Source organism: Pusillimonas sp. (genome assembly GCF_044464525.1).
Classification (GTDB): domain Bacteria; phylum Pseudomonadota; class Gammaproteobacteria; order Burkholderiales; family Burkholderiaceae_B; genus Pusillimonas.
Genome location: NZ_JBIQLE010000014.1, coordinates 14,931 through 35,654, shown reverse-complemented (window position 1 = coordinate 35,654; position 20,724 = coordinate 14,931). Strand labels below are relative to the sequence as shown.

Sequence of the window (20,724 nt, the reverse complement as noted above, 5' to 3'; positions counted from 1 at the left end):
CCTGCAAAGCCATACCGAGTACCCTCAGCAGATCATGATCGGCTTCGACGAAGCCGGTGGCGAAGGGGTGTTAACGAGGCAGCCCGGATTATTTGAAGTGTGTTGTTGCGCTGCCTCTGTGTATTGATACTGGGGCACGGGGGTGCATATAGCTAGCTTTTCTTTGTATCTCTTGTTACCTGGGTGCTTACCTTCTCGCAGTCCTCCAGGTACGCAATAGGCTGACCCCCGCTACGAGCAATCTGTGGAGGGGGAAATGCGAAGACTTGGAGCCCTTGTAATGATCGTGGGAGCGAACATTGCAGTAGGAGCGATAGCGGCGGCATTCTGGCGTGCAGCGTTACAGTGCGCACTAGAGGCACGGGAAGGAGGTTGCGCGCAGGGCGGCGTGGCGTTGTTCGTCGAGATGCTGGTATCCGCCGAAGGCATCATCTATTGGGCTGTAGTCGCGGCAGGGCTATGGGTATTCTGGCGCGGCAAACGAATGCGCTCTGACGCAAAGGGCGACTAACCCGAGCGCGCAAAGCAAACCCGCCGAAGCGGGTTTGTGATATGCCCCGATTAAAGAGGCGTCAACGAGAACTCGCCGTTCCCTTATTTCTTATGTTGCTGGTCGGGCTTCTGTTCAGCTTGGCCTTGTCCGGACTTTTGTCCGCCTTGCTGCTGTCCCGATTTGCTTTGCTCTTGTTGCCCGGGAGCTTGCTGTTTTCCGGGCTGGTTGGGTTGGTTTTGCGGCATGGTATTGCTCCTAATCTCCCATATCCCGGGTAGCTCGAAAAGCTGCCGGCGGGGCGTGGGAAAACTTTAGAGCATGCGGCGTGCCCGGGCCAAAGAAATCCGCCGCGAACCCTGAGTTTTGCGTTAAAGCGTCGGAGGCTTGCCTGGGGCGACTGGCTCGGGCGGCCCGCCGGGCAAGTCGGGGCTTGAGGGGCCTGGTGTAGGTTTGCCGGGCTCGGCGGGCACATCGATGCCTTTATCGTCAGGCTTGTCGTTTTCGCCGCCAGTGCCACCCGGCACTTTAAGGACATCCCCATGGGGCGTCATGCTGGGGGAGTCTTTGTCGAGCTTGCGTTTGGTCATAAGCCACTCCTGTAATGTGTCGAACAGGAGGGCGCAAGAGCTATGCCTGACGAATGCCAGGCCTTACTGGAAGTTAGCGCTTCGCATAAGCGATTCGCCGGCCAGCACGGTGCGTCGGGCTTCTTCGTGCTTGTCTTGTAGCGCCAGATAGGTTTGCTCGGTTTTGTCAGAGCGGTCAGCGGTTCCGCCGAATGATTCTTCTAGATAGTTTGCGTACCACACTGACTCTTTGAAAGTCATGCCTACAAACACATCGTTGTTGTCGTGGTCTGTAGAGAGGGCTCGGATTTCAATAAGATACTCCCGCGCAGCGGGCTCTAAATTTAACATAAGACTCCTTGAATGAGCTTCCATTGTAGCCGCCGGCCAATCCAGGCGCCGGTTCGGGCGCTATAAGGGCATGCAACCTCGACGATCGGGGTTTTCGATGCTAGTATGGCCTCGTCCTTATCCGGAGCGGTTCAGCTCCATCCCAGCGCTGTCAGCCTGGTGTTTGTTTTCATACAATAGAGTCAACCTTGGAGTCATTCCATGAATACGTTCTCTGCCGTGCGCAGGAAGTATCTGCATTCTCTGTCCGCCCTGGCCTTATCGGCCGCCTTCTCTGTAATCTTAGGCGCTTCCGCCGCCGCCCAGCAAATTCCTTCCAAACTCATTATCACCGCCATCCCTGACGACGGCGACGCCGAACGCATGCGTGAGAATTTTGGTGCGCTTGCCAGCTATCTGGGCGAAGCGGTGGGCATGCCGGTTGAGTACATGCATGTCGAAAACTACGCGGCCAGTGTCACCGCTTTGGCAACGGGCCGCGCGCACATTGCCTGGCTCGGTGCGGTGACCACGGCGCAAGCCCGCATGCAGATGGGCGATGACATCACCATTCTGGGCTGCCGCGATATCGACAAGGGTTTCGTCAGTTATTTCATTGCAAACCCCGCTACCGGAGTTGACAACGTTGCCGACCTGGCCGAGCTGGCAACAGCAGCTGATGGGAAATCATGGACTTTCACTTTCGGTAGCAAAAGCAGCACCTCGGGTCATATGATGCCGCGCAAGTACTTCATGGATCAAACAGGCACGGTCCCAGAGAAGGTCTTCCGCACTGTAGCGTATTCGGGCAGCCATGATGTGGTCATGCAAATGGTGGCCGATGGCACGCACGACGTAGGCGCTCTCAACTATGCAAGCTGGGATAAAGCCTCGGAAGATTTGAAGGCCAGGGCGCCTATTGTTTACAAGACCCCTCCGTACACCAACTACGCCCTGACGGCGCGTGCCGACTTGGGCCCCGAGATGCTTGACAAGCTGCGCACGGCCTTATTGGCTCTGGATGCCAGTAACGAAGACGGAGCCCAGGTGCTCAAGTATCTGAAGGCCGGGCGCTTCATCGAAGCGGATATTTCCGAGTGGCAGGGTTATGTCGACCTGCTTGAGTCGGGCATAGACATTGGTGGCTGATGGCTTGGCGGGGGCTTTTACGGTCTCGTAAGGCTCCCGCAAAGCTCGTCCGGAAAACTTCACATGAATAACCCTGGCTCTGAAACGGCGTCCGCGCTGCCGGTAGTCGTCGAGCGTGCGGCGGTAGTGTATGGACGCCACCGCGTGCTGGATGAGATCGATATTTCCGTCTCACAAGGCGAGCGGGTGGCGATCATAGGCCCGTCGGGGGCCGGGAAGACGACGCTGTTCCGCTTGGTGGGCGGGCTTGTCAAACCGGCGGATGGGCGCGTTACAACGCTGGGCTGCAATGTTTCTCGGCTTTCGGGCAAGCGTTTGGCAAGGCTTCGCCGCGATGTCGGCTTTCTTCATCAGCAAGACAACCTCATCCCTCAGTTGCGCGTAGTGCACAATGTATTGATGGGCCGATTGGGCCGCTGGTGGCTGCCCAAAGCCTTGTGGTCTTTGTTGTGGCCGCAAGAGCTGGGCCGGGCGACGCAGGCGCTTTCACGCGTCGAGCTGGCCGATAGGTTGTGGTCGTTGCCGGATGAACTTTCTGGGGGGCAGCAGCAACGGGTCGCGGTAGCGCGCCTCATCGTGCAGCAACCTCGCTTGGTGCTGGCTGATGAACCGGTCAGCGCCCTTGATCTGCGCCTGGGCCAGGAAATTATCGGGCTTCTATGCGAACTGGCGGGACACGAGCGCGCTACTTTGCTGGTCAACCTGCATACGCTCGACCTGCTGCAGGGCAATTTTGATCGTGTCATCGCCTTGCGGGCGGGACGCGTATTCTGGCAGGGGGCGCCGGCCGACATCAGCCAGCATTTGCTACGCGAGTTGTATGGCGCCGAGTACCGCGCCTTACATCTGGATGAAATGGCGTTGCCGGCATGAATATGACGGCGTCGGCGGCACGGCGCCATCGGCGTCGTCCCCTGGGCAGCTTCATCGCGTTACTGATGCTGGTATTGGCCGTGCTTGCGGCCTGCTTTGCCGTGGAGTGGGATTGGGACGCGCTGGCCGATGCCCAGCGCCGGGCGGAAGCTGCGAGCCGGATTGGGGCGTGGCTGGCCGCCTTTCTTTCTCCAGACTTATCGGCGGAATTCCTTTGGCACTCATGGGACCTTACGCTGCAGACCTTGTCGGCGGCTGTTTTAGGAACCTCTATTGCCGTGCTCTTTGCCTGGCCGCTGGCCATGGGAGCAAGCCGGGCAGTATGCGTGGGGGAAGAGCGCGAAGGCATTTTTGTCTCGAAGCTGCCCCAAGGCAGCCCTCTTCGCGTGTGGCGTCATTTTCCATTGCGTTCCCCGACGGCTTTGCTCTGCGCGGCGTGTCGGCTTATCCAGGATGTCTTGCGGGCTGTGCCCGACTTCGTGTGGGCTGTCATTCTTGTGGCCATGATCGGCCTGGGACCGCTGACCGGCGCGCTGGCACTGGCCTTGAATATCACCGGCATTCTGGCCAAGGTTTATAGCGAGTTGTGGGACGGTGTTGATGAGGCGCGTTACGCCCAGGTGAGAAGCCAGGGAGGCGGGCGCCTGGCTGTTTTTCTGTACGGAATCCGGCCCCTGGCGTCGCGCAATGTGCTGTCGTTTACGCTTATGCGCGCCGAGTGCGCCATTCGGAATGCTGCTGTGATCGGCGCGGTGGGCGGGGGCGGGCTGGGCTCCGAGATCTGGTATCAGATTCGCTTCGGTGCGTGGGATAAGGTTGGTACGCTGATACTGTTTACCCTGTTGTTGACGTTGACGGCTGATCTGGCAAGCAACCACGTACGACGCTTGTTGCGGGGTGATGCTGCACGTGCATCCAGCCGGGTGCCGCAGGTTGATGCCCAGTCGCCGGCCCGGGCAACCCGACCTCCTTTGCGCCCTTGGTATGCGGCGGGTTTTGTGATGGCGGTACTGGTGTGGTCGCTGTGGTTCATGGGTTGGGGCAATCGCGCCGGCGAAGGGGGCGCGCCGCGAAACCACTTGGCTCCCGCCGCCGAGATTTTCACCGGCAAGGCCTGGGACAACCTACGATTCTTCCAGCGGCTATTGTCGCCCGAACTGGATTTAACTGCCGTTGGAATAGGTCCAGCCGAGAAAGTGGCCAAGCAACGGGCCGACGGGAAAACAGTGGAACTGTTCGCCCATTACGGTCCGGCAGATTTCTGGCGTCCGGCCGCGTGGGTGTCCTGGGCCGACGAGTTGCGCAAGTGGTTCGTCTGGCGGGCTGTGGAGTCTGCGGCTGTGCCGCTGGCCATCGCGGTGGTGGGTACCTTGCTTGGGGTGGCTGCGGCCATATTGCTCACCTACCCTCATTCGGCTACTTTTCAATTGTTATCCGAACGCTTCAGCGGTGAAACCGCTCCCCGCTGGCTGCGCGCGTGGCGAGTTTTGCAGATGGCCGCTGCGCGTGCCACAGCCATGATTGCACGAGGCGTGCCCGAAGTAATGTGGGCGTTTTTATTCATCGCATTCTTCGGTCCAGGGCTGGTAGCCGGCACTCTGGCCATCGCCGCGCATACGCTGGGCGTACTTACCCGGGTGTTTGGCGAAGCCGTGGATAACCAGCCCCTAAGACGATTTGAACCCACATGCGGAGCGTCGCGTCGCATGACTTATGCATTGGTGGCCGCCCCCCTGGCGTGGCGCGACTGGATGACCTATGCGTTCTTCCAGTTTGAAAGCAATGTGCGGGCCGCAGTGGTGCTTGGCCTTATTGGCGTGGGTGGGCTGGGCTTCCAGTTCAACTTCAATTTTGAATGGTTTCGTTTCGAGCGCGCCGGCACGTATCTCATCGTGATGATTTTGCTGACGGTATTGATCGATCGCAGCGTGCGGATGCTGAATCTTTCACGTGTGGGGCGCGGGTAGGGTGGGCCTCTGCCAACGCCCTTTGTCGTGTGGATCATCGCTGTTTGCCCGGGGGCGGCGCTTCCGGCTTCTCTTGGGCGGTTTTCATCAAAGGCGCGCACTCATTCGAATCGTCTGTGCCCAGGTTCAAGAGCGGAATCAAGGCAGCCAGCGGCGTCGCAATAATACCCAACGCGACCGCAGCGCCGGCGCGCGCGGCGATAGGCCCTTCGTGTACGCCTACATCGGGATCTTTGAACGTGCCGCGCACATACAGGGGTGTGCGCAAGGTGAATATGCGCAACGACTTGTTTTCGGGGTCGATGTCCAGGTCCAGCTCTTCGGTGGCCAGATTGATGTTGCCGGTTACGTCGATGGTGGCGTCTTCTGTGTCCAGCTTAAAAGCCTTGGTATGCATCAGGCCATTTTTGACATCGAAGTCGGCCGCCACGCAATTGAGCACAACCTGCTCGTCGCCGAACAGCTTGACGATGACCATATCGGCGACGTTCAGCCCAGCGGCCTCCAGCAGGAAATGACTGACCGTGCCTTTAGTGACCACAGCCTTGAGCTCGCCGTTGGCTTCTCCCAATAGCTCAGCAAACGACTTCCCCTGGCTGGACAAGGCAGCGTCAACTTGCACCGTGCCCAGGCTGGCACGCATGGATTCGGCGCCGCGCAGCAGCTTTCGCAATTGTAAGCCGCGGGCTGTGGCCTTCAGACGCGCCTTGATCTGATCCTGTCGTCCGTTCAGTTCGATAGTGGTGCGTAGCGTACCGCCGGCCACGCCGAAATTCAGCGGGGTCAGCGTCAGCACTTTGTTATCCAGCTTGACATGGGTTTCGACATTGTCCAGCGGCAGGTTCTCGTTACGAACGATCTGTTTGCCCTTGAAGCGTACGTCGGCATCCATGAGGCCCCAGCTATCGGTGTTGATGGGCTCGACAGGCAGTGCCTTGTCAGCCGGCTGATTCTTGGCTTTATCCTCGCGTTTGTCCACGCCCACCAGGGGGCCCAGGTCTTTGAAGCGAAGCAGTTCCGACTGAAGCGATCCGGTCAGAAATGAGCGCGGCTCGCGCACGTGGAATTCCACTGTGCCGCTTAAGTCGCTGGAACCCACCTTTCCCTTGAAATCTTGGTAATGCCAGACGTTCTTGTCGTTGGCCAGTTCTCCGACCAGCCTGCCCTCGGTCTGGTAAGGCGGTGTATTGGGTAGCGCGATGCCTATCAGTGGGTTCAAGTCGGCCATGGTTGCGCCCTCGAGATTCAAGCGCAGATCAAGCGCGGCAAACTGGGTGGGACGGGTCACCGTGCCTTCGAACTGTGCCGTTGTGTCGCCTATCTTGAGAACGGCCTGGATGGGGAAGGGCACATCAGCATCAGGGCTTCCTTGCTGCAACGAGAGCAGCCCTCCGGCTTTGCCGCTGCCAGATATCGTACCTTCCTTGTAGCGCCCTTCGGCCTGCCAGCCTACGGCGTAGCTGTTTGTTTGTGTGTCGGCCAGTGAATCCAGCTGGGCACGCACATCCAGCGCCAATGATGGATCACGCAGCCGTATCCTGACGTTCTGCATGCCAAGCTGTTGCAGGGTGAACTGCCATTTGGCGGGCTCATCGTCACGCGTAGGTTCTTCGCTCAGGGCCCAGTTGCCGGCGCCGCTTTCGGACCGTACCAGATCGAGGTCGGCGTCCTGGAGCTCCAGGCGGGCGACACGCACGGTGTTGCTGAGCAAAGGAATGGGATCGACGAGCAGATTTAGCCGACCGGCATGGGCCATGTCCTCTTCGCCGGCAGTCCATTGAGGCTGGCCGACACGGATATCGTGCGCGGTGATCTCGGGCCAGGGAACCCAGCCGCGCCATCCCGAGCGTTCCACCGGTCGCTTCCAGTCGATCTTGAGGTCTCCCTGGATATCTACCTGGCGATGGGACAGGGCGCTTAACTGGCGCTCAACCCAGGGCTTGGCCATGTTCCAGTTGAAGGTCGCCGCCACCGTCAACGCTACGGCCAGGACGAGTACCACGGACAGTACAATACCAATCAAGATCTTTGCGTAGCGGGGCATAGGCATCCTTTGCGCGGGCCGGCCTTGGCGCATGCGCCTTATCCCATGCGCGCGGCGGCTGTTAAGACTTTTTGTTTCGATGCTGCCATGACGACATCCCGGATTCCCGCCTCTACTCTTGCAGCCTATCGCCAGACCGATTATCGGGTTGAGGCGCCGCAGCCGTTCACCCTGAAAATCGAGCACGCCAACCAGGCCTTGCTTGCCCTGCATCGGCAATACGGCGTGAGCTCAAGTGCTTTCATCACCGCTTGCAACCCATATAGCCGCATGCTGCCTGACATTCAGAACGCCGAGCGCCAGCAGCGTCTTGCAAAAATGCTTACCCGGGATGGGTGGGCCTACTTGTTAGGAAGCGGTCAGCATATATCGGGCCCATGGCCGGCCGAAGCCAGTTTTCTGGTGCTCGGTGTGGGCCGCGAAGAGGCTGCGCGCCTGGGTCGTGCTTTTCATCAAAACGCCATCGTTTATTGCGGCGCCGATTGCAAACCCGAACTTGTGCTGCTGCGATGACCCATGATGCGCCATAAGGTCGCGTTACCTGCGAGAAATATAGGGGTTGCCGGCAATATAGAACCGTAGCGGCTTGTCGGCCCAGTCCTTGGCGTAGCTTACGCCGACCCTTGACGTGGCGACGATATCGGGGGCGGGTGACGCTTCGGGCGCAAGCAGATGCAGTTCGTCGCCACATAGGTCATGGCCGTAATGGCTAAGGTTGATGCCCATGGCGCGCGTAAGCAGACCCGGCCCGCGCGTGTTGCCCTCCACGTTCGCCAACGGTTCGACGGCGCGCAGCAGCACGCCGGTGCCGCTGCCCTCAGGCTCGGTCACGATGTTCATGCAGCGGTGCAGGCCGTAAATCAGATACACGTAAGCGTGGCCCGGCGGTCCGAACATGGCCTGAGTGCGCTTTGTTCGGCCCTTGGACGAATGCGCCGCCAGATCGTGAGGGCCAAGATAGGCTTCTACCTCGACGATGCGCGCCATTCGCGCCCGTCCGTCAACTTGATGAACAAGCGTTTTTCCGAGCAGGTCACGAGCGACTGTAACAGTGTCTCGGGTGTAGAAATCGCGGGTCAGTTTTTCCATGTTTTTCGACAGATGCGAGAAGGCGGCCGCTCTTGTTTGTTGCGAAAACGTCTTGTCGCAAATTTAATTCCTGATTCGATAATTATTGCTTGACTTAGCCGTAAGCCGCCGCTACGATGAGCCGCTAGATTTTCAAGTTCGTTGTAGTTTGTCCAATCAGTACCAAAAACAGTACTTTTTTGCTCCATCTCCACCCTTGATAGTCTGTTCCCGGGCAAGTACGCCCATATTTTGTAAGGGTTGCAAAAATGCAAACTGAAACTGGTATTGTTAAATGGTTCAACAACGAAAAAGGCTACGGCTTTATCAAGCCTGAAGCGGGTGGTAAAGATCTGTTCGCCCATCATACCGACATCATGGGTACGGGTTTTAAAACCCTCGAAGAGAACCAGCGCGTATCTTACGTCTCCGCCGAAGGCCAGAAAGGTCCTCAGGCCAAGTCGATCCAGGTCATCTAAGCCTGTTTTTCGGGTGTCCGTCCTTGGGGCGGCTGCCAAAACACAAAAAACCCCATCGTACGATGGGGTTTTTTGTTGTGTATAAGTTCGGCTACGCTCGGGCCAGATAGTTGTCCAGTTCGTCGAGCAAAAAGTTTTTTTCCTGCTCGGGAAGGAAGCAGGCCAGGATGCTGTTGCGTGCCAGGACAGCCAAGTCGTCCCGACTTAGATCAAGCGCCTGTGCCACCGCCATGTAGTTGTCGGCCAGGTAGCCGCCGAAATAGGCTGGGTCGTCGGAATTGACCGTGACACGCAGGCCCCGGCGCAGCAAGCGTGCCAGATTGTGCTGTTCCATGGCGTCGAATACGCAGAGCTTCAGGTTAGACAGTGGGCAGACGGTCAGGGGCATTTGCAGATCGAGCAGACGCTGCATCAGTCCGGGGTCTTCTTCGCTGCGCACGCCATGGTCGATGCGCTCGACATGCAGCAGGTCGAGCGCGTCGCGGACATACGCGGGCGGGCCTTCTTCGCCCGCGTGGGCCACCAGGCGAAAGCCCAATTCTCGGCATTTGGCGTAGACGCGTTCGAATTTCTCCGGAGGGTTGCCGCGCTCGGCTGAATCCAGCCCTATGGCTGTCCAGATATCAGCGTACTGCTCGCGCAGCGGCAGAGCCTGCTCGAGCGTGGTGAAGGCGTCTTCTTCGCTGAGGTGGCGCAAGAAACTAAGAATGAGGTAGCCGCTGATGCCCCATTGGCTGCGAGCCTGTCGCATGGCCGACGCCAGGCCCTTGAATATGGTTTCCATGGCGACGCCGCGCACGGTGTGCGTTTGCGGGTCGAACATGATCTCGACATGGCGCACTCCGTCGGCGTGGATGCGCCGGAGATAGGCCAGCGTCATGTCGTGGAAATCGTGTTCCGTAATTAGCACGCCGGCGCCGGCGTAGTAAAGATCCAGAAATGACTGCAGGTCGGTAAAAGCGTAGGCGTCGCGCAACGCTTGTTCGGATTCGTAGGCAAGCTTCACGCCATTGCGCTGGGCCAGCAAGAAAATCATCTCGGGCTCAAGGGTGCCTTCGATGTGCAGGTGCAGCTCGGTTTTGGGCAGACCGACGATGAAGTCGCGCAATGCGCTATTGTTTGAATTTGTACTCATGACAGCCTCAGTGAACGTGGCGCCAAGCGGCCAGCGCCACCAGCGCCCAAGCGATGATGAAGAAGACGCCTCCCAATGGCGTGACGGCGCCTAGCCACTTGGTGCCCGAAAGCGCCAGCACATACAGGCTGCCGCTGAAAAGGATGATGCCGGCGAACATAAGTGTTCCGGCCCACGAAAGCAGGGGCGAACCGAATCGAGCCGCCAGGGCCGCAATGGCCAGCATGCCCAGGCCATGGATCAATTGATACAGCACGGCTGTCTGCCAGACCTGCAGCATATCGGCAGACACGATGCGCTTCAGGGCGTGCGCGCCAAAAGCGCCGGCGCCCACGCCGACCATCAGGCACAGAGCAGCAGTAATGACAAGAGAGCGGTCGCTCATGGATAGTCCTTCTTGGGTTTTGAATGATGGATACGCGACGATGCCGCTCTTGCGGCCCGATGGCGTCCTGGCGATACTATGAAGGATCGCCCATGTTTTGTCGAAAGCGACCCAAGTTTTAACATGGAAGCGCCGCTGTGTTGCTTGCAGTAATCCCGGAGGACACCATGAAATGGTCCACGCACGAAGTCGAAAACCAAGTGCCCGAACTCGACGGCTACAACCTGTACGCGTCGGATGCCGCGCTACAAGAAGCGGTACGACGCGAGGGGGCGTCGACGCACGAATCCTCGCTTTCAGACTACGGCGCATGGCTCGGAACGGCCGAGGCGGCGGCGCTGGCGCGTCAAGCGAATAGCCGGGCTCCCGTCGCCGAACGCTTCGACCAGCATGGCTATCGTGTCGATCGAGTGCTGTACGATTCGGCCTGGCATGTCTTCATGGAGAAGGCCTTCAGCCGGGGCATGCATTGCGGCGCATGGAGCTCCTCCGAGCCGGGGCGCCATGTGGCCCGTGCCGCATATTATCTTCTGCATGGTCAGGTCGAGGCCGGAACCTTGTGCCCGCTAACCATGACCTCGGCCGCCATCCCGCTGCTAGCCCGCGAGGCGCTTTACGATACCTTGCGTCCTTTGTTGCTGTCCCGCGTGTACGACCCCTCTGATTCGCCGTTGGCCGATAAGAAATCGATGCTCGTCGGCATGGGCATGACCGAAAAGCAGGGAGGCTCCGATCTGCGCAGCAACACCACAAGGGCCACGCCGTTGGGCAAGGGCGGACGCGGGGCCGATTATGCGCTGGTGGGGCACAAGTGGTTTTATTCCGTTCCCACCTCTGATGCGCACCTTGTGCTTGCGTTGCACGAAGAGCAGTACTCATGCTTTTATGTGCCGCGCCGACGTCCCGATGGCTCCCTCAATCGGGTGCACATTCAGCGGCTTAAAGACAAGCTCGGCAATCGTTCCAATGCCAGCGCCGAAGTCGAGTTCTTCGATGCCCACGGCGTACTTATCGGCGAACCGGGGCGCGGAATCGCGACGCTCGTCGAGATGGCATCGCTTACTCGCCTCGATTGCGTGCTTGGAAGTACCGCACTGATGCGCCAGGCGCTGGTGCAGGCGGTGCATCATGCCGATTATCGCCGGGCTTTCGGGCGCAGGCTGGTCGAGCAGCCCCTGATGCGTGTTGTATTGGCCGACCTGGCCCTCGAGAGCGAGGCAGCCACGGCTTTGGCGTTGCGCCTGGCGCGCGCCTTCGAGGGCGAGAGCGTCCTGGACCAGGCATATCGACGTATCCTGACTCCGGCCGCCAAGTTCTGGATCTGCAAGCGTGCCATCGGCGTAACCGCCGAATGCATGGAAGTCTGCGGAGGCAATGGCTACGTGGAAGACGGCCCCATGCCGCGCTTGTTTCGCGAGGCCCCTGTCAATGCCATTTGGGAGGGGTCCGGCAACGTGATGTGCCTGGACGTGTTGCGAGGGCTGCGGCGCGAACCCGAGTTGGCGGGAACCTTGATCGACGCCTTGCTCAGCGAAAGCTCCGACGATCCCCTGCTGTCGCAGAGGGCCGAGCAGCTTGCCACGCTGATATCCGCCGACGAGGCGACACTGCAAAGCTGCGCCCGCCACGTATCGCAATGGCTGGTCCTGCTGGTGCAGGCAAATCTATTGCGGCGCCACGCGCCCGCCGAGGTGGCCGAAAACTTCCTGCGTTCGCGTTTTGGCGGTCAGGCCATGGCCCTGTACGGGGTATCGGGCAACGCCGAGGCTGCAAACATGCTGATCCGACGAGCTTGGTACGAATGAACGCCAAAATTTGTATATCATTCGTGCTATGAAAGTATCAAGACCTGGCCGCAACGCGTCGCAAAAAAACTTGTCTGGCATGATCAAGTGGCCGTCGCGCCGTCGCGCGGGCGTGGCTGTGGCGGCGGTGGCGCTTTTGGCTCTGGTCTGGCAGCAGCAACGTATATCTGCCGGCGGTGAAGCCGAGCCGGCCTACGAATTCCAGCTTCGGGGCACCGTTGTCCATGTGGCCGACGGCGACACCTTCACTTTGCTGGTCGATAAACGCCGCGAGCGCATACGCATGGCCAGTATCGATGCGCCTGAAACCACCAAAGACAAGCACCAGCCCGGCCAGCCCATGTCTCAAGCGTCGCGCAAGGCCCTGTCCAATCTCATCGCGGGCAAGCAACTGACGCTGCTGTGCTACGAGCGAGACCGCTATCAGCGCAGCGTGTGCGATGTGCCGCTGGAAGATGGAATCACCGCCAACCAGCGGCAGGTAATGGGCGGCATGGCATGGGCCAATATGGAGGGGCGCGGCAAGTTCATGCGTGATCCTTCCTTGCCCCGATTCGAAGAAAAAGCGCGACAGGCTCGCCTCGGCCTCTGGAGCCAGAGCGAGCAGGTGCCCCCCTGGGTGTGGCGATATCAATGCTGGAAGCAGGCGCAGTGCTAGCGCGACGGTATTGGGCGGGCGGGCCCTGGGCGCGGCTATGCAGCGTCGTGCTTCCGCTGTTGCTGTTGTGTCTGCTGGCCGGGTGTTCCGAAGCCCCGGTAAACAGCCCTTACATGCGGGGAGCCGAGGCGGAGAACGTGCTGTATACGGCGTTTTCGCAGCGCTCGCCCAAATATCTTGACCCTGCCAGTTCGTATTCGGCCGACGAAACACCGTTCACCTATTCTATTTACGAGCCGCTATACGGCTATGACTATCTGGCGCGCCCGTACGAGTTGCGTCCCCGGGCAGCGCGCGAGGTCAGCCATCCCGTTTATTATGACGCCCAGGGGCGGCAACTTCCCGATGATGCGCCAGGAGAATTGGTGGCGCTTAGCGTTTACGACATCCCCATTCAGCCCGGCATCTTGTTTCAGCCGCATCCGGCCTTCGCCAAAGATGCCTCGGGAAACCATGCCTATTGGCCTATCGCACCCGAGCAGTTGGAAGACAAATACGCGATCTCCGATTTCGCCCTGACAGGTACCCGCGAACTGACGGCCGACGACTATGTGTACGGCATTCGCCGACTGGCCAGCCCCGGCGTGGTCTCGCCTATCTATGGCGTGATGTCCAGCCATATCGTCGGGCTGGGCGACTATGGAACGAAGCTGCGCGAAATTCAACAGCAGCGGGAAGCCGAAGGCGAAACGGGGTGGCTCGACCTGCGGCAATACGGCTTCGATGGCGTACGGGCGCTGGACGCCCACACATTGCGCATCGAGGTGAAAGGCAAGTACCCACAGTTCAAATACTGGCTTGCCATGACCTTTACGGCGCCCGTGCCCTGGGAGGCCGACCGCTTTTATCGCCAGCCGGGCATGGCGCAGCATAATTTGTCGCTTAACACCTGGCCGGTGGGCACCGGTCCCTATATGCTGGCCGAGTCTGTTCAGAACCGGCGTCATGTATTGACGCGCAATCCTAATTTCCGGGGCGAACCCTATCCCTGCAAGGGCGAAGCGGGCGACGCCCAGGCAGGGCTGCTGGCCGATTGCGGCGACAGCACTCCTTTTATCGACCAGATTGTGTTTTCCATTGAAAAGGAAAGTGTGCCCTTGATGGGCAAGTTCTTGCAAGGTTATTACGACGTACCGGAAGCGGACGATTCAAGCTACGGCGTGGCGATGCAGGTTGCGGCGGGTGATTCTCCCGAAAAGGCCGAGTTGTATCGGGATCGAGGCCTGCAGTTGCTTACCTCCACCGAGGCCCAGATTTATTACTTCGGTTTCAATTGGCTCGATCCCGTGGTGGGTCGGGGCGACACGCCCGAGCAGGCCGAGAAAAACCGCAAGCTGCGTCAGGCAGTCAGCATTGCCTTCGACTGGGAGCAATACATTCAGATTTTCCTGAACGACCAGGGTGAAGTCGCCCATGGGCCGGTGCCGCCGAATATTCCAGGCTACCAGGCGCTTCCCGAGGGCGCCAATCTTTCCGTCTACGAACTTGACGATGGACGTGTTGTACGTCGAGGCCTCGATGAAGCGAAAAAACTGCTGGCCGAGGCCGGCTATCCCAATGGACGGCACGTCGACACAGGGCAACCGCTCATCCTGCATTTTGACTCTGCCGGGGGCATGGGCTCGAGCGCCACAGTCGACTGGATGCGCCGGCAGTTGAAGGCGCTGAACGTCGAGCTCGAAGTGAGGGCCACCGACTACAACCGCTTTCAGGACAAGATGCGGCAAGGCTCCGCCCAGATGTTCATGTGGGGCTGGGTGGCGGATTATCCCGATGCCGAGAACTTCCTGTTCCTGTTGTATGGTCCGAACGGCAAAGCCGAGCATGGCGGCGAAAACGCGTCCAACTACGAAAACCCAGAGTTCGACCGGCTGTTCAAGGCCATGCGCTTTCTGGATGACGGGCCCGAGAAGGACGCCCTGGTCCACCAGATGGTCGAGATCACGCAACGCGACATGCCCTGGATGTTCGGCTTCTACCCCAAGTCGGGCGGCGCCTACCAAGCCTGGGTGGCCAATGCCAAGCCTACGCAGATGGTGCGCAACACCTTGCAGTACCTGCGCATCGATGCCGATATGCGGGCCGACCGCACAGAAACCTGGAACCCCCCGGTTTGGTGGCCGTTGTGGGTATTGTTTGCGCTGGCCCTGGCGGGCGTGTACCCGGCCGTGCGCATCATCAGGCGGCGCGAACGCGCCACGGCGCTGGCCGTTGATACCAAACAGGAACAGACATGACATCCTACATACTGCGAAGGCTGTTGTACGGGGTCTTCATATTGATCGGTGTCAATCTGCTGACCTTCGTTTTGTTTTTTGCTGTCAATACACCCGACGATATGGCGCGCATGGCAATAGGTGGGCAGCGGGTAAGCCCCGAGGCCATCGAAAAATGGAAAGCCGATCGCGGCTACGACAAACCCCTGTTCTACAACGAAAAAGCCCAGGGCGCGCAGCGCCTGACCGAAACCATATTCTTCGAGCGATCAGCGCCGCTGCTTGTTCTGGATTTTGGGTTTTCTGACGGCGGACGCAGCATCGGCCATGAAATTCGCGAGCGAATGGGGCCCAGCCTGGCGTTGGCCATACCCACATTCCTCTTGGGTTTATGGGCATGTATTTCTTTCGCTTTATTGCTGGTGTTCTTTCGAAACACGCCGCTGGACTTCACAGGCGTGGTGATATGCGTGCTGTTGCTGTCCATTTCGGGGCTGTTCTATATCATTGCCGGGCAATGGCTGTTCGCCAAGGTGCTTCGTTGGGTGCCATATTCGGGCTATATGGAAGGCTGGAGCAGTTTGCGCTTCTTGATTTTGCCCGTGCTGGTGGGCATTGCCTCGCGCCTCGGGGCCGAATCACGATTTTATCGCACCCTTTTTCTGGAGGAAATCAACAAAGACTATGTACGCACCGCTAGAGCCAAAGGCCTGGCCGAGCGAGTGATACTGTTTCGCCACGTGCTTCGCAATGCGATGCTGCCCATTCTTACCGGGGCTGTTTCGGCCATACCACTGCTGTTCATGGGCAGTCTGATTACAGAGTCGTTCTTTGGTATTCCGGGCCTGGGCAGCTACACCATCGACGCCATCAATGCACAAGATTTTTCCATCGTGCGGGCCATGGTGTTCCTGGGCTCGGCCCTGTATATCGTAGGTCTCATACTGGCTGATATCTCGTACACGATCTTTGACCCTCGTGTCCGTTTCGAGTAGCGACATGCCAAAGTTCATATTCCTCTGGACCGATATTTTTGTGTACTGCCTGGTGGCCGGCATGGTGCTTTACGGCTGGCGAGTTTCGCGTACGCCCGCCTTGCGCAAGGCCTGGGGCAGCGTGGCCCGCACCACTTCGGCCATGTGCGCCGCGCTGGTGCTGGGCGCTTTTTTGCTGGTCGGCCTGCTTGATTCCATTCATTATCGTCCGGTGCTGCCGCCCGCCCAGGGGCAGCCGGCCGCGCAGCCCGTGTATTCCCCGGTAGTACGCTCGGCGCTGGATGACGTCCTGGCCTGGTCCAGGCTGGGCAGCCCGGAGGCTACTTATTCGGCCCCTTTGGCTTTGCGCCAGTTCACCAAGGAAACCCAGATTATCGACGGCGAGGCGGTGCGCGATTATCCGCGCCTGCGGCATGCGGGCCAACTGCTGGGCGATGATGCCGATCACGCGGCCGACCTGCGCCGCCGTTTGGTTTTGGGAGCGGTTGCCGCGCTTGCAGTTGCCGTGTTGGTCGCCGGCTTGCTGACAGTCTGCCGACTGCGGCGGACGCGAGGGTCCCTGCGGCGCGCTTGGGCAAGCTGGTGGCGTAGCGAATCAGGCGTACCTTGGCGGGCAATGTGGATTACCTTGAGCCTGATGGCCCTGGTGGTATGCGTGGCCTGGGCCCTGGCGCTTGATTATCACGTGTTGGGAACCGATCGAACCGGCAACGACGTCTTGCGGCAGGCGCTGAAAAGCGTGCGCACAGCCTTGGTCATCGGTACGCTTACCACTTTGGCCATGCTGCCGCCGGCTTTGTTCTTTGGCATTTCAGCCGGTTATTTCAAGGGCCGTGTCGATGACATCATCCAATATATCTACACCACGCTTACCTCTATTCCGGGCGTATTGCTGATTGCCGCCTGCGTGTTGATGATGCAGGTTTATATCGACACCAATCCCGAACTCTTCCCCACCGTTGCGGCTCGCGCCGACCTGCGTTTGTTCCTGCTGTGCTTGATACTGGGGCTTACAGGCTGGTCTGGTTTATGCCGCCTGCTTCGCGCGGAAACCCTCAAGCTGCGCGAGTTGGAGTATGTGCAGGCGGCCCGCGCGTTCGGCGTCAGCCACTGGCGCATCATGACGCGGCATCTCTTGCCAAACCTGATGCACATCGTGCTGATCACCATGGTGCTGGAGTTCTCGGGCCTGGTCCTGTACGAAGCCGTGCTGTCCTATCTGGGCATAGGTGTCGATCCGGCAACGCCTTCGTTTGGAACCATGATCGATTCCTCGCGCATGGAGATGTCGCGCGACCCCATGGTCTGGTGGAATTTGCTGGCGGCATTTGTCTTCATGCTGGCGCTGGTGTTGTCTGCCAATATTTTCGCTGACGCGGTGCAAGCGGCATTTGATCCGCGAACCCGGAAATTCAAGCCCAAGCTCCGACGCGCTGATGCTTCCAGGCAAGACAAAATCTCGGGAGTCTCTTCATGAATACTCCCGTCGATTCGTCCCTGAACGCCGCTTTTTCCGGCCGCGACGTCCTGTCCATTGATGACCTGTGTGTCGAGATCCAAAGTGACGAAGGCGCCATGCTGGTCGTCAAGCGCCTGGCCCTTGCCGTGCAGCGGGGTCAGACTTTTGCACTGGTTGGCGAGTCGGGCTGCGGGAAAAGCATGACGGCCCTGGCCTTGCTGCGCTTGCTGCCCGAGGCCGGCCGCATGGTCAGTGGGGAAGTAATCCTCGAGGGCGATGATTTGGTCCGCTTGCCCGAATCGGGCATGCGATCGGTGCGCGGTGGAAAGATCGGAATCGTCTTTCAGGAACCCTCGACCAGTCTCAATCCGGTATTGACCGTGGGTCAGCAGATTGTCGAGACCATACGAACACATACGCGACTTCGAGGCGCGGCGGCGCGACGCAAGGCGGTCGGGTGGCTCGAACGGGTTGGCATCGAAGACGCTGGACGCAGGTTCACCGATTATCCCTTTCAGTTTTCGGGCGGCCAGAAGCAACGCATCATGATCGCGATCGCCTTGGCTGCCGAACCGGCGGTCTTGATCGCGGACGAGCCCACGACGGCGCTCGACGTTACTGTTCAGGCCCAAATCCTTGATCTGCTTGCCGATATCCAGAAAGAAATGGGCTTGGCGATATTGCTCATTACCCACGATTTGGCCGTGGTCAGGCAAGTTGCCGATCATGTCGCCTTGATGCGCCACGGCGAGATTGTCGAGGCAGTGTCGACGCAGCAGTTTTTCGATTCTCCCACGCATCCTTATGCTCGCCAACTGCTGGCCGCGATTCCGTCGTTCGACAAACGCGGGTCGCCATTGACGCTAGAGCGTGCGCAATATGCATCGACGAAGGGCAGCAAGCCAAGCATAGGCGAGGCCGAGGCGGCAGTCGCAGAGGCGTTACAGCCTTCGCGCGCAGCTTCGCCGGATGCCCCGTTGCTTAGCGTAAACAACCTAAGTGTCAGCTATCGCGCCCGTGGCGGCCTGTTCAGCCCTCGTGCGAACGATACCGAGGTAGTCAAGGAACTCTCGCTCGAGCTGCACCCAGGCGAGACCCTGGCATTGTTGGGAGAGTCTGGTTGCGGCAAGACAACCACCGCGAAGGCGCTGCTGCGGCTGCTCGAGAAACAGGCCAGGGTAACCGGACGCGTCATGCTGGCCGGCCATTCCATCCTGGATGCGGGCCGCGCCCAGCTCAAGCGTGCCCGACGAGACATACAAATAGTTTTTCAAGACCCCTACGCGTCGCTGGATCCGCGCATGCAGGTCAGCGATATTCTTGAAGAGGGCGTGGCGGCGCTGCAGCCCGACCTTTCGCGCCAAAGTCGCCGGCTTCGTGTGCGGCAGCTGCTTGATCGCGTCGGGCTGCCGTCCAATGTCTTAGAGCGCTATCCACACGAATTTTCGGGCGGTCAACGCCAGCGTATCGCCATAGCTCGGGCGTTGGCTGTGCAACCTAAAGTTCTCGTGTGCGACGAACCGACCTCGGCACTGGACGTTTCCGTGCAGGCCCAGTTGCTGGAGCTTTTGCAGCAGTTGCAGCGCGACTCGGGGATGGCCTACTTGTTCATTACCCACAACTTTGGCGTAGTTGAGTATCTGTCTGATCGTATTGCCGTCATGCACCAGGGGCGCATAGTTGAAACAGGCACGACCGAGCGGGTGCTGCATCACCCCTCGCACGAGCAGACGCGTCGCATGCTTTCGGCCGTGCCCCGCTTGTAAAGCTGCCAGGCACTTGTGCTGGGGCGTAAAAAAAATGGTTTGAAACGCACAGGCCTATAATTGGGGCGTATTGCATTTTTCGGGGCGGCCCCCATCTTATATCCATGTCATTGAAAGTTTTTGATCTCCAGTGCGATGCGGGCCACGTCTTCGAAGGTTGGTTCGGGTCGGCTGACGACTACGATAAACAACGCGACCGGGGAATACTGGTGTGCCCGTTTTGCGATAGCAATCAGGTCAATAAGCTGCTGTCCGCCCCAAGGCTCAATATGGGCAGAGGCAAACCCGGGGCGCCAGAGACCGCCGAGCAGCCGGAAGCGGCAGGCGCGGAACCTGAAGCCGGCGGTAATCTTGCCCAGCTTCAGGCTCAAGTGATGAAGCACGTTCGGGAAATTATCCGCAGCTCTGAAAACGTGGGTGATCGTTTTGCGGCCGAGGCGCGGCGCATGCACGAGGGCGAGAGCGAGCATCGAGCCATCCGGGGTTCCACTACCCAGGAAGAGCGCGAAGACCTGGCTCGTGAGGGCATAGCCGTCATGCCAATCCCTGAGTATCTGGATGATGATCGCTTGCAATAGATTTCGAAATTGCCGTTCTGCCAGCGTTGAAAAGTGGGTTTCCGCTCATTCTTGACCGGCTTCGGCAAACTCGGCTGCGGCCTTTCCAAATAAAAAGCGTCTTCAAAATGAAGACGCTTTTTTTCCAAGCCCATTGTTACCATGCAAGCAATGGCGGCCTACATCACGCGGCTGCGATATTCGCCCGTGCGGGTGTCGATCTCGATCTTGTCGCCGATGGTGCAGAACAGCGGCACGCTGATCTCTTTACCGGTATTGATGGTGGCGGGTTTAAGCACCTTGCCCGATGTGTCGCCTTTAACGGCCGGTTCGGTGTAGGTGATTTCGCGCACGATGATGGTGGGCAGTTCGACGGAGATGGCGCGGCCTTCGTAGAATACAACTTCGACAGTCATGTTTTCTTCGAGATAATCGAGCGCATCGCCCATGCTGTCAGCTTCGACTTCGTACTGGTTGTATTCTTCGTCCATGAATACATACATGGGTTCGGCAAAGTACGAGTAGGTGCACTCTTTTTTCTCGAGTACGACAACCTCAAACTTTTCATCCGCCTTATAAACTGACTCGCTGGCCGAACCGCTAAGCAGGTTCTTGAACTTGAGTTTGACTACAGCCGAGTTGCGGCCCGATTTATTGTAGTCGGCCTTTTGGACGACCAAAGGCTGGTCGCCCACCATGATTACGTTTCCAACGCGCAATTCTTGTGCGGTTTTCATCTTGCAAAACACTCCGGAAAAAGATTTGCTCCAGCTATTCTT

General features: G+C 59.1%; 21 protein-coding genes. 13 read left to right on the top strand and 8 right to left on the bottom strand.

The window, feature by feature from the left end:
- Positions 1-256: 256 nt before the first annotated feature.
- Entirely contained in the window at positions 257-511 is a 255-nt protein-coding gene (locus ACIY1O_RS09620) for a hypothetical protein (RefSeq protein ID WP_397474880.1), read from the top strand.
- Positions 512-594: 83 nt separating this feature from the next.
- On the opposite strand, the gene ACIY1O_RS09615 is transcribed toward ACIY1O_RS09620, so the two are convergent.
- The 3 genes from ACIY1O_RS09615 to ACIY1O_RS09605 all read right to left on the bottom strand — a co-directional run bounded on the left by ACIY1O_RS09615 (position 595) and on the right by ACIY1O_RS09605 (position 1,410).
- On the bottom strand, positions 595-738 hold the full coding sequence (locus ACIY1O_RS09615) for a hypothetical protein (protein ID WP_397474879.1): 144 nt from the start codon (positions 736-738) through the stop codon (positions 595-597).
- Between the two features lie 123 nt (positions 739-861).
- Positions 862-1,080, bottom strand: coding sequence for a hypothetical protein (locus ACIY1O_RS09610; protein ID WP_397474878.1), 219 nt, complete (start codon positions 1,078-1,080; stop codon positions 862-864).
- A gap of 63 nt (positions 1,081-1,143) precedes the next feature.
- Positions 1,144-1,410, bottom strand: coding sequence for a hypothetical protein (locus ACIY1O_RS09605; RefSeq protein WP_397474877.1), 267 nt, complete (start codon positions 1,408-1,410; stop codon positions 1,144-1,146).
- Between the two features lie 201 nt (positions 1,411-1,611).
- Between ACIY1O_RS09605 and phnD the strand changes: the two genes are divergently transcribed.
- The 3 genes from phnD to ACIY1O_RS09590 all read left to right on the top strand — a co-directional run bounded on the left by phnD (position 1,612) and on the right by ACIY1O_RS09590 (position 5,378).
- Positions 1,612-2,538, top strand: a complete 927-nt coding sequence (gene phnD / locus ACIY1O_RS09600) for a phosphate/phosphite/phosphonate ABC transporter substrate-binding protein (protein ID WP_397474876.1) — start codon at positions 1,612-1,614, stop codon at positions 2,536-2,538.
- 63 nt (positions 2,539-2,601) lie between these two features.
- Entirely contained in the window at positions 2,602-3,411 is an 810-nt protein-coding gene (locus ACIY1O_RS09595; RefSeq protein WP_397474875.1) for a phosphonate ABC transporter ATP-binding protein, read from the top strand.
- Positions 3,408-5,378 carry a PhnE/PtxC family ABC transporter permease gene (locus tag ACIY1O_RS09590; RefSeq protein ID WP_397474874.1) on the top strand — a complete coding sequence of 657 codons (1,971 nt, stop codon included), beginning with the start codon at positions 3,408-3,410 and terminating at the stop codon, positions 5,376-5,378. The genes ACIY1O_RS09595 and ACIY1O_RS09590 overlap by 4 nt, the downstream gene beginning before the upstream one ends.
- A 34-nt stretch (positions 5,379-5,412) precedes the next feature.
- Here ACIY1O_RS09590 and ACIY1O_RS09585 read toward each other — a convergent pair whose 3' ends face one another.
- Positions 5,413-7,422 carry an AsmA family protein gene (locus ACIY1O_RS09585; protein WP_397474873.1) on the bottom strand — a complete coding sequence of 670 codons (2,010 nt, stop codon included), beginning with the start codon at positions 7,420-7,422 and terminating at the stop codon, positions 5,413-5,415.
- Between the two features lie 87 nt (positions 7,423-7,509).
- Between ACIY1O_RS09585 and ACIY1O_RS09580 the strand changes: the two genes are divergently transcribed.
- Entirely contained in the window at positions 7,510-7,935 is a 426-nt protein-coding gene (locus ACIY1O_RS09580) for a DUF3293 domain-containing protein (RefSeq protein ID WP_397474872.1), read from the top strand.
- Between the two features lie 24 nt (positions 7,936-7,959).
- Here the strand turns inward: ACIY1O_RS09580 and ACIY1O_RS09575 are convergent, their stop codons facing one another.
- Positions 7,960-8,511, bottom strand: coding sequence for a DNA-3-methyladenine glycosylase (locus ACIY1O_RS09575; RefSeq protein WP_397474871.1), 552 nt, complete (start codon positions 8,509-8,511; stop codon positions 7,960-7,962).
- A 248-nt stretch (positions 8,512-8,759) separates the two neighbouring features.
- Here ACIY1O_RS09575 and ACIY1O_RS09570 point away from each other — a divergent pair, with 248 nt between their 5' ends.
- Positions 8,760-8,969 carry a cold-shock protein gene (locus ACIY1O_RS09570; RefSeq protein WP_301115433.1) on the top strand — a complete coding sequence of 70 codons (210 nt, stop codon included), beginning with the start codon at positions 8,760-8,762 and terminating at the stop codon, positions 8,967-8,969.
- A gap of 91 nt (positions 8,970-9,060) precedes the next feature.
- On the opposite strand, the gene ACIY1O_RS09565 is transcribed toward ACIY1O_RS09570, so the two are convergent.
- Positions 9,061-10,104, bottom strand: coding sequence for an adenosine deaminase (locus ACIY1O_RS09565; protein ID WP_397474870.1), 1,044 nt, complete (start codon positions 10,102-10,104; stop codon positions 9,061-9,063).
- 7 nt (positions 10,105-10,111) lie between these two features.
- The gene (locus ACIY1O_RS09560; protein ID WP_397474869.1) at positions 10,112-10,489 is read right to left on the bottom strand and encodes a DUF423 domain-containing protein; all 378 of its coding nucleotides are present in this window, start codon (positions 10,487-10,489) and stop codon (positions 10,112-10,114) included.
- A 167-nt stretch (positions 10,490-10,656) separates the two neighbouring features.
- Here ACIY1O_RS09560 and ACIY1O_RS09555 point away from each other — a divergent pair, with 167 nt between their 5' ends.
- The 7 genes from ACIY1O_RS09555 to ACIY1O_RS09525 all read left to right on the top strand — a co-directional run bounded on the left by ACIY1O_RS09555 (position 10,657) and on the right by ACIY1O_RS09525 (position 19,966).
- A complete protein-coding gene (locus tag ACIY1O_RS09555) occupies positions 10,657-12,294 on the top strand; it encodes an isovaleryl-CoA dehydrogenase (protein WP_397474868.1) in 1,638 nt (545 codons plus the stop codon).
- 79 nt (positions 12,295-12,373) lie between these two features.
- Positions 12,374-12,952, top strand: coding sequence for a thermonuclease family protein (locus ACIY1O_RS09550; protein ID WP_397474867.1), 579 nt, complete (start codon positions 12,374-12,376; stop codon positions 12,950-12,952).
- On the top strand, positions 12,928-15,189 hold the full coding sequence (locus ACIY1O_RS09545; protein WP_397474866.1) for an ABC transporter substrate-binding protein: 2,262 nt from the start codon (positions 12,928-12,930) through the stop codon (positions 15,187-15,189). Before ACIY1O_RS09550 ends, ACIY1O_RS09545 begins: the two co-directional genes overlap by 25 nt.
- Positions 15,186-16,163, top strand: coding sequence for an ABC transporter permease (locus ACIY1O_RS09540; protein ID WP_397474865.1), 978 nt, complete (start codon positions 15,186-15,188; stop codon positions 16,161-16,163). Before ACIY1O_RS09545 ends, ACIY1O_RS09540 begins: the two co-directional genes overlap by 4 nt.
- Positions 16,164-16,167: 4 nt before the next feature.
- The gene (locus tag ACIY1O_RS09535; protein WP_397474864.1) at positions 16,168-17,640 is read left to right on the top strand and encodes an ABC transporter permease; all 1,473 of its coding nucleotides are present in this window, start codon (positions 16,168-16,170) and stop codon (positions 17,638-17,640) included.
- Positions 17,637-19,388 carry an ABC transporter ATP-binding protein gene (locus tag ACIY1O_RS09530; RefSeq protein WP_397474863.1) on the top strand — a complete coding sequence of 584 codons (1,752 nt, stop codon included), beginning with the start codon at positions 17,637-17,639 and terminating at the stop codon, positions 19,386-19,388. Before ACIY1O_RS09535 ends, ACIY1O_RS09530 begins: the two co-directional genes overlap by 4 nt.
- 104 nt (positions 19,389-19,492) lie before the next feature.
- The gene (locus ACIY1O_RS09525) at positions 19,493-19,966 is read left to right on the top strand and encodes a DUF1178 family protein (RefSeq protein WP_397474862.1); all 474 of its coding nucleotides are present in this window, start codon (positions 19,493-19,495) and stop codon (positions 19,964-19,966) included.
- A 158-nt stretch (positions 19,967-20,124) separates the two neighbouring features.
- On the opposite strand, the gene efp is transcribed toward ACIY1O_RS09525, so the two are convergent.
- Entirely contained in the window at positions 20,125-20,682 is a 558-nt protein-coding gene (efp, locus tag ACIY1O_RS09520; protein ID WP_397474861.1) for an elongation factor P, read from the bottom strand.
- Between the last annotated feature and the right edge of the window lie 42 nt (positions 20,683-20,724).